The organism is Streptomyces olivochromogenes, from assembly GCF_001514115.1.
In the GTDB taxonomy this organism is placed as follows: Bacteria; Actinomycetota; Actinomycetes; order Streptomycetales; family Streptomycetaceae; genus Streptomyces; species Streptomyces olivochromogenes.
In genome coordinates this window covers 1-8861 of the sequence record NZ_KQ948509.1, presented here as the reverse complement: position 1 = coordinate 8861, position 8861 = coordinate 1, and the positions used below count along the sequence as shown (strand labels likewise).

General features: G+C 72.1%; 5 protein-coding genes and 2 pseudogenes. 1 reads left to right on the top strand and 6 read right to left on the bottom strand.

Going from position 1 to position 8861, the window contains the following annotated elements:
* A pseudogene (locus AQJ27_RS51170) lies at window positions 1-248 on the top strand (hypothetical protein); the annotation flags it as partial.
* Window positions 249-849: 601 nt separating this feature from the next.
* Here AQJ27_RS51170 and AQJ27_RS51165 read toward each other — a convergent pair.
* From AQJ27_RS51165 to AQJ27_RS51140, 6 genes and pseudogenes are all read right to left on the bottom strand, one after another.
* Window positions 850-1281, bottom strand: a complete 432-nt coding sequence (locus AQJ27_RS51165; protein WP_067385947.1) for a VOC family protein — start codon at window positions 1279-1281, stop codon at window positions 850-852.
* Between the two features lie 417 nt (window positions 1282-1698).
* Window positions 1699-6633 (bottom strand): non-ribosomal peptide synthetase, encoded by a 4935-nt coding sequence (locus tag AQJ27_RS51160; RefSeq protein WP_067385946.1) that lies wholly within the window; start codon window positions 6631-6633, stop codon window positions 1699-1701.
* Window positions 6634-6647: 14 nt separating this feature from the next.
* The gene (locus AQJ27_RS51155) at window positions 6648-7385 is read right to left on the bottom strand and encodes a thioesterase II family protein (RefSeq protein WP_067385945.1); all 738 of its coding nucleotides are present in this window, start codon (window positions 7383-7385) and stop codon (window positions 6648-6650) included.
* Window positions 7382-7591, bottom strand: coding sequence for an MbtH family protein (locus AQJ27_RS51150; protein ID WP_067385944.1), 210 nt, complete (start codon window positions 7589-7591; stop codon window positions 7382-7384). Before AQJ27_RS51150 ends, AQJ27_RS51155 begins: the two co-directional genes overlap by 4 nt.
* A gap of 3 nt (window positions 7592-7594) precedes the next feature.
* Window positions 7595-8614 carry a 2,3-diaminopropionate biosynthesis protein SbnB gene (gene sbnB / locus AQJ27_RS51145; protein WP_235614102.1) on the bottom strand — a complete coding sequence of 340 codons (1020 nt, stop codon included), beginning with the start codon at window positions 8612-8614 and terminating at the stop codon, window positions 7595-7597.
* Between the two features lie 14 nt (window positions 8615-8628).
* Window positions 8629-8861: pseudogene (locus AQJ27_RS51140) on the bottom strand (hypothetical protein); the annotation flags it as partial.

The following is an 8861-nucleotide window of genomic DNA, read 5'->3' as shown; positions in this document are numbered from 1 at the left end:
CCCTGGCCGCCAAGTACGCCCTGTACGCGGGAGGTTCGACCGGCAGCACCTATGCCGCCGTCCAGGACTACTTCGCCCGGAACCGTCCCGGCGCACACCGTCCCGGCGCACACCGTCCCCGGGTCGCCTTCATCGCCGCCGACCGCGGCCATGCCTACGCCCAGACCGTCTACGACCCCACCTGGGTCCAGCAACTGCGCGCGGAACCGGCACAGCCCACCCGCGTCGAAACCCTGGCCGCCAACTGAAGGAGCACCACCCCGTCGACCATCACCACGGTCGCGGGCCGGCTCAGCGGTGACTCGGGCGCCGGGTCCCGCGCTGCCGTTCCATCGCGCCGATCCGTCCGGAGGAGGGCCCCGGGCAGTGGTCCGAGGACTCCGTCACGGACCCGTACATGCTCTACTTCAGCGCCGTCCCCTCCGACGCTCTCAGGGCCGTCACCCCCGTGACCTTCGTGACCCGGCAGGTCCGAGGCCTTGGGCCGCTCGCCTTCTCTCAGCCCCGGCTCCGTGAGAGCAGTGGTGTACGTGTGAGAGACAGAGATTCTGGGCCGGCCCCGCCCGGCAGCATCGCGAGGGCGAGCCCGCGCACTGCGTCGGCACCTACCACTGGAACAAGGACGCCGACACCTGTCTCGACGAGTCCGCCGAGGCCGCCGAGCACATCCGGCAGGTGATCGACGCCCCGAACTCGCCCTGGCACGTGTTCCGCCAGGGCGTGGACGAGGCCCTGCGGCAGGACGGCGCATGCCTGGGGGTGGCGCGGATGAACGGCCGCTCGGCGTGCGCCGCGCAATGGGTCAGGCGGGCAGCCCCTCCGAAAGCCCTCCACCGCCCGCAGAAGGTGTCAGGCGGCGAACACTTGGGAGTCGTCGGCGAACGCCTTGAACTCCAGGGCGTTGCCGGCCGGGTCGAGCAGGAACATCGTCCACTGCTCGCCGGTTTCGCCCGTGAAGCGCACGTAGGGCTCGATGACGAAGTCGGTGTCCGCGGCGCGCAGCCGGTCGGCGAGCTGGTGGAAGTCGTCGATGCTCAGGATCAGCCCGAAGTGCGGTACGGGGACGTCGTGGCCGTCGACGGGGTTGTGTACCTGTGCGGCACGGGCCGGGGCGAGGTGCGTGACGAACTGGTGGCCGTGCAGGTTCCAGTCCACCCAGGTGTCGGCGCTGCGGCCCTGCTCCAGGCCGAGCGTCTCGCCGTAGAAGCGGCGGGCGGCGTCCAGGTCGTCGACCGGGACGGCGAGGTGGAAGCGGGGGATGGGCGAGGCGAGAACGGTCATGGGTCTGGGGTTCCTTCCGTGCGGCGTGGAGTGCCTGGCGCTTACCGGTGGTGACGGGTGGGGGGAATGATCAGGTCGTAGACGGTGACGTCGGTTGGTGGGCACACCGAGGGCCACGATGAGCCGATCGGCCAGTTCGGCACCGTACCCGCAGGCTGCGATCACGGCGACGTGTGCGTGGTGTGCGACGGCGTCGGCTGTCTCGGCCAGGCCACCGGTGTGGATGATGTCGTCGCTGAGGGCGCTGGTGTCGAACGCGCCGCAGTGGCACTGCGGCAACTCCGCGGTGGCACTGCGGCAACTCCGCGGTGCACTCTCCGCGGACGACGGCGCAGCCGCGGTCGGTGAACGCTTGTGCCGGCGCCTAACTCGACGGATAGGCGTCGACCAGGGCGACGCTCGTGCTGTTGGTGCTGCTCATCGCTGTGTGTCCTCCCCGAGGGCCTCGGCGAGGCCCTCGACAGTGGGGTTCCTGAAGACCAGGACCGGCGAGACCCGGCGCCCGAGTCGCTCGCTGAGCCGGCCCGCGACCGTGGTGATGGTCAACGAGGTGCCGCCGACGTCGAAGAAGTCGTCCTGTGGCCCGAAGTCCTCCTCGACGCCCAGGCACTCCCGCCACACGTCGGCGACGAGGAGCTGCTGCTTGGTGACGGCCCGGCGGGTGGCGGGGGCCGGGGCGGCCACCGGGCGTGGGTCGGGCAGTGCGTCCCGGTCGACCTTGCCGTTCGGGGTGAGGGGGATCTCGTCGATCACGGTGTAGCTCTGCGGCAGCATGTACACCGGCAGTTGCTGCGCCAGGTAGGCGCGCAGTTCCGCCGGGTCCGGGGCGGGCCGGTCAGGGTGTTCGAGGATCAGGTAGGCCGCCAGCTGGTCCACAGCGGTGCTGGTGCGGCGCACGGCCACCACGCAGTCGGCGAGGGCCGGGTGGCTCTGGAGTGCGGACTCGATCTCGCCGAGCTCGATGCGGAAACCGCGCACCTTGACCTGGTGGTCGTTGCGGCCGAGGAAGACCAGATTTCCGTCGGGCAACAGCCGGACCACGTCGCCCGTGGCGTACATACGGGCGCCGGGCTCCCCGGCGTACGGGTCGGGCAGATACGCCCCGGCCGTGCGGGCCGGCCTGCCGAGATAGCCGCGGCCGACCGCGCTGCCGCCCACGTACAGCTCGCCGCGACAGCCTGGGGCAACCGGGCGCAGCCGCGGGTCCAGCACGTAGAGGTGCGCGTTGTCGGTCGCCCGCCCGAACGGGACGCTCGGGCGATGGCTGTGCCGGTCGAGCAGTTCCTCGGTGATCGGGCAGAACGCCGAGGTGACGGTCGCTTCGGTGGGCCCGTACTCGTTGAATACCTGGCATCCCGGCGCGGTGGCGGACAGGATGCGGCGGGCCACATCGTGCGGAACGGCCTCGGCACCGGTGAACACCAGGCGTACGGAGCCGAGTCGGGGAGCGGGATCCGTACCGGATTCCAGCAGGATCCGCATCTGCGAGGGCGTCGCGTTGAGCGTGGTGATGCCGCGCTCGGCGACCTCTCGCAGGAACTCCTCGGGGTCGTAGGCGGCGGTGGGGCTCGCCAGGTGCAGTTCGGCGCCGGATACCAGGCACTGGAAAATCTCCCAGACCGAGTTGTCGAACGCCACCGAGTGGTTGAGCAGGGCCCGGTCCCGCCCGGTGAGTCGGCACAGCCGCTGGTTCCACTCCAGGAACCCGGTGATGTTGGCGTGGGTGATCGCGACGCCCTTGGGGTTGCCGGTCGAGCCGGACGTGTAGATCACGTAGGCGAGGTGGTGCGGTTGCGCCTCCTCGGTCGGCCCGGGGTCCGCCCCGGGTTCCTGGTCCACCGCCACGAGACGCACGCCGTCGCCGAACAGGGCCGAGGTGGGGTGCCCCGGGTCCGCGATGACCAGGCGTACGCCCGAGTCGGCCAGCAGGTACTGCAGCCGGTCAGCCGGGTAGCCGGGGTCGAGCGGGACGTAGGCACCGCCCGCCTTCAGCACACCCAGCAGGGCGACCACCAGTTCCACCGAGCGTTCCAGGCAGACGCCGACCAGGCTTTCGGGGCGCACGCCCCCGGTCCGCAGCTCCCGGGCCAGGGCCGAGGCCCGCGCGTCGGTCTCGGCGAACGTCAGCGACCGGCCGTCGCCCACGACGCAGATCGCGTCCGGGGTGGTCCGCACCTGGCGGTCCCACAGGCGGACCAGGGTGGTCGGCTCGGACAGCGGCTCGGCCCGGTTGCCGAGAGAGAGGGCACGAAGCTCATCGGCCGAGACGATCTCCAGCTCGGACAGTCGGGCCGTGGCGCCGGACACCATCTGCTCGATCACCCGCAGGAAGTGCCGGCCGAGGCCCCGGACGAAGTCGGCTTCGAACAGGTCGGTGGCGTACTCGATGGAGATGCTGAGGTCACCGGCCCCGGCGGCGTGGTCCGTCATGTCGAAGGCGAGGTCGAAGCGGGCCGTGCCGAGCCGTCCTTCCAGCTCCTTGCGGTCGTACAGCTCGGTGACGTGACCGGCGCGCGGCTCCTCGTGCAGGGCGAACAGCACCTGGAAGAGCGGGTTACGGCTCAGATCGCGCTCCGGGCTCAGCTGCGCCACCAGCTTCTCGAAGGGCAGCTCCTGGTGCGCGTACGCCTGCCGCGCGACCTCGCGGACGCGGCCCAGCAGCTCGCGCCAGGTCGGGTCGCCCGACAGGTCGGTGCGCAGGACGACGGTGTTCACGAAGTAGCCGACCACGTCGTCCAGTTCCGGGCGCGGCCGGCCGCCCGCCAGGGTGCCGACGGCGACATCGCTCTCGTCGGCGTACCGGCCGAGCAGCACCTGCAACGGGGCCAGCAGGCCCATGAACAAGGTGACGCCCTCGGCCCGGCACAGCGTGCGCAGCCGGTGCGTCAAGTCGGCAGGGATGCGCAGGAGTTCGCGGCGACCGCGGTGGCTCGCGACGGCCGGCCGGGGCCGGCTGGTCGGCAGCTCCAGGACGGGCACGCCGGACAGCCGGGTGCGCCAGTGGTCGAGCAGCCGCTCCAGCTCAGCGCCCGTGAGCCGCTCGCGCTGCCAGGCCGCGTAGTCGGCGTACGTCACGGGCAGCGGTGCCGGGGCGGGGCGACGGCCGGCGGCGAGCTCCGTGTAGAGCTCGCCCAGCTCCCGCACCATCAGGTCCACCGATGCGCCGTCGCACGCTATGTGATGAATCGTCAGCAACGCGACGTCACGGCTCGGGGTGCGCAGCACGTCCGCGCGCAGCAGCGGTGGGCGGTCAAGAGCGAAGGGGGCGCGGATCCGCTCGGTCACCAGCGCGTCCAGGTCCTTCTCGGCGACCTCGGTGCAGCGCATCGGCACCGGTCCCGGCTCGCGCAGTTCGGGGTGGACCCGGCCGTCTACGGCGACGAGCGCCGTGCGCAGCGCCGGGTGCCGGTGCACCAGCGCGGACAGGCAGTCCTGCAGCAGCGTCAGGTCGACACGCCCGCCGGGCAGGCCCAGGGCGACCGGCAGGTGGTAGGCGGGCACTGCGTCGTTCAGCTGCTCGAAGAACCAGATCCGTTCCTGGCCGAAGGAGAGTTCGGCGGTCGCGGCCGCGGGAATCGGCTCGTCGTCCGAGGGCGCCACGCCGTCCAGGGCGGCGGCGAGCGTGGCGGGTGTCGGATGCGCGAAGACCGACTGGGCGTCGACCGGCACGCCGAGCTCCGCACGCAGCCGGGCCACGACCCGTACCGCGGTGAGCGACTGGCCGCCCAGGCCGAAGAAGTCGTCGTACGGGGACACGTCGTCGAGCCCGAGCTCCTCGGCCCACACGCGGCGCACCGCAGCGGTGTGCGGCGGCAGCGGGGCGTCGTCGGGCGTCGGCCCGCTCGCCCGGACCGGGCTGTGCGGGATCCGCTGCACGGCGCCGCGGTCGGTCTTGCCCGCGGGGGTGCGGGGCAGGGCGTCGAGCACTGCGTAGGCCTGGGCCACCATGTGGGCGGGCAGCCGCTGCGCGAGGTGGTCACGGACCTGGCGGGGCAGGTCCTCGGTTACGTTCCGCGCGTCGTGCGCGGGCACGAGGTACGCCACCAACTGGTCGCCGCCGGCTGCCTCGCGGTCGACGACCACCACCGCGTCCGTGACGAGGGGGTGGTTGCGCGCACAGGCCTCGATCTCGCCGAGCTCGATGCGAAAGCCGCGCACCTTGACCTGGTGGTCGTTGCGCCCCAGCACCTCCAGAGTGCCGTCGGCGGACCACCGGGCGAGGTCGCCGGTCCGGTACAGGCGCCCGGAGATGTCCCCGAACGGGTCGGGCACGAACCGGTCGGCGGTCAGCGCGGGCCGGTTGAGGTAGCCGCGCGCCACGCCCGCGCCGCCGATCCACAGCTCGCCGGTGACTCCTGGTCCGGCTTCCCGCCCGCCCTCGTCGACGACGTGCAGCCGGGTGTTGGACAGGGCCGTGCCGACCGTGACCCGGTCGGCCACGGCGTCGATGCGGGCGGCGGTGGCCCACACCGTCGCCTCGGTCGGCCCGTACAGGTTCCACAGGGTGCCGCCGGTGGCGAGCAGGTCGCGGGCCAGCTGCGGATCGAGCGGCTCACCGCCCGACAGCAGTACCCGGCCGTGCCCGTCCGTCCAACCGGACGCCAGCAGAATCCGCCAGGTGGTGGGGGTCGCCTGGACGACGCTCACACCCCCCTCGGCGATGGTGGCGGCCAGCAGCTCGGGGTCGGTGTTGGCGGCGCGCGGGGCCATCACCACCGTCGCTCCCCGGGTCAGTGGCAGGAACAGCTCCAGTGTCGAGATGTCGAACGACAGCGGGGTCAGCGCGAGGACCCGGTCGTCCGCCCCGAGGCCGGGGCGTTCGGCCGCACTCCGCAGGAACGAGGCGACCGCCGCGTGGTCGACGGCCACGCCCTTGGGCAGGCCGGTCGAACCGGAGGTGTAGATGACGTAAGCCAGGTGGTGCGGGTGTACCACCGGGGCCACCGGTGCGGCGGGTTCCGCGGGGAGGTCCTCGACCAGCAGGACGTCGGCCGCGCCGGACGCCAGGGCCTGCGCGCGGTGGTCCGCGTCGCACAGCCACAGCCCGGCCCCCGAGTCGGTGGTCATGTGCCGCAGCCGGTCGGCCGGGTAGCTCGGGTCGAGGGGCAGGTACGCGGCGCCCGACTTCATGATGCCCAGCAGGGCCACGACCATCTCGACCGAGCGGCCGAGACAGACGCCGACCAGGTTCTCCGGTCCGATGCCGCGTGCCTGCAGCTCGGCGGCGAGTGCCGTGGCCCGGCGGTCCACGTCGGCGTAGGTGGCGCGGTGTGCTCCCGCGACGACGGCGACCGCGTCCGGTGTCGCGGCTGCCTGCTGCTCCCACAGTGCGACCAGGGTGGTCGGCGTCATGAACGGATCCTTTCTCAGCCCCGTTCGGGGAAGGTGCGCGTGATCGTCTCTGCCAGTTGTCGTTCCGCGCCACGCACATACAGGTGGGGGGCGCCCGGGAACAGGTGCAGTTCGAAGTCGGCCGAGGTGTGCTCGCGCCAGCCGGCGAGCTCCGTTCCGTCGACGCTGTCGTCGTCCGAGCCGGCCAGAACGGTCAGGGGACAGGGCAGGGGTGCCTCGGCCCGGTGCGTGTACGTCTCGCACAGCGTCAGGTCCGCGCGCAGCAGCGGCAGCAGCAGCTCCCGCAACTCGGCGTCCACGCCGCCGAATTCGGCTGTGGCGAGCAGCTGGTCGTCCGGCAGCGTGTGCCGCAGGTCGCGGTCCGGCAGGCCGGGGGCGCGCATACCCGACAGGAACAGGCGCTCGGGCAGGCGCGTGCCGAGCACACGTAGCCGCCGGGCCGTCTCGAAGGCGATCAGGGAGCCCATGCTGTGCCCGAAGAAGGCGTACGGCAGGTCCGTGTGGTCCGCGATGAGCGGCGCGAGCGCGGCCACGGCGTCGTCCAGGGATGTCAGGGCCGGTTCGGCGAGCCGGTTCTCCCGGCCGGGCAACTGGACCGTGCAGACTTCGACGGTGTCCGGCAGGTACGCCGCCAGCCGGTAGGCGGAGGCACCTGCCCCGGCGTGCGGGAAGACGAACAGGCGCCGCTGCGCGGTGAGTTCACGGCTGCCGAGCCCGCGCAGCCAGGCTGTTGCGAAAACACGCGCCGTCATCGTGAGGCTCGTACGGAGCGCGGGGTCAGGTCGGTCCACACCTGCTCGATGTGGTCCAGGCACTCCTGGCGGGTGCCCTGCGCGCCGGTGGCGGTCCAGCCGGCGGGCAGCTCACGGTCGGCGAACCAGACCGAGTACTGCTCCTCGTGGTTCACCACGACGACGTACCGGTCCTCGGCGGGGCGCGGGGAGGCTGAAGCCCTCATGTGTCAGACCCCCACCCCGGTGAAGAAGTCGCTCTCGCGGCGGCCCCGGCCCGCGGCGACGACCCGGTCGTGCACCCACTTGCCGACGGCGAGGTCGAGTACGCCGAGTCCGAACGGCGAGAAGATCGCCGGGCGTCCGTGGTGCCGGCTCAGCCGCCCGCGCAGCAGGTCGGCGAGGGTGCCGTCGACGAAGTCCCGGTTGCCGGTGCGCTGTTCGGTCAGGTGCAGCGAGGTGCGCTCGCGTACTGCGTGGTCGACGTCGTCGGTGAAGTTCTGGGCGGCGAGGATCATCTCGGGGGCGAGGTCGCGCAGGGACAGGTGCAGGACCACCGGGTTGTGGTCCAGCAGCCCGGGGTCGTGCAGGTGCGGTTCGCCGGCCACTGTGGTCAGCACCACCAGGTCGCAGTCCGTGAACGCGTCCTCCACCTTGTCGGCGACCACGATCTCGGCCTCGGTGTGCTCGGCCATGACGGCGCCGAAGCGGCTCGCCGCCGCCGGGTCGAGGTCGAAGAGCCGGAAGCCGTCGATCTCCCAGTCGAGATCACGCAGGAACCGCCATACGTGCTGGGCGATCAGACCCGTGCCCACGATGCCGACCCTGCGAGCACGGCGCGCGCCGAGCAGCGTCTGCGCGCCGAGCACCGCGGAGGCCGCGGTCCGCGTCGCCGAGACGATCGAGGACTCCATGCAGGCGAACGGGTAGCCGGTGACGCAGTCGTTGAGGATCAGAGTGGCCGAGGCGCGGGGGATTCCGTGCCGCGTGTTGTCCGGAAAGCTGGCGATCCACTTGTTGCCGGCGACCTCGAACTCGCCGCCCAGATAGGCCGGCAGGGAGATGATGCGCGACCGGTCCTGGTGCGGGAAGCGCAGGAACGAGCTGTGCGGGTTCGAGCTCTGACCGGCGTCGTGCGTGAGGTAGGCGGCACGGACGACCTCGATGAGCGCCGGACGGTGACGGTCCGTCTCTGCGGCGATGTCGCCCGCACCGATCACGGTCATGGGCGGCGGGGCCAGGGTGGACACGGGGTGGTGCTCCTTCAGTTGGCGGCCAGGGTTTCGATGCGGGTGGGCTGTGCCGGTTCCGCGCGCAGTTGCTGGACCCAGGTGGGGTCGTAGACGGTCTGGGCGTAGGCATGGCCGCGGTCGGCGGCGATGAAGGCGACCCGGGGACGGTGTGCGCCGGGACGGTTCCGGGCGAAGTAGTCCTGGACGGCGGCATAGGTGCTGCCGGTCGAACCTCCCGCGTACAGGGCGTACTTGGCGGCCAGAG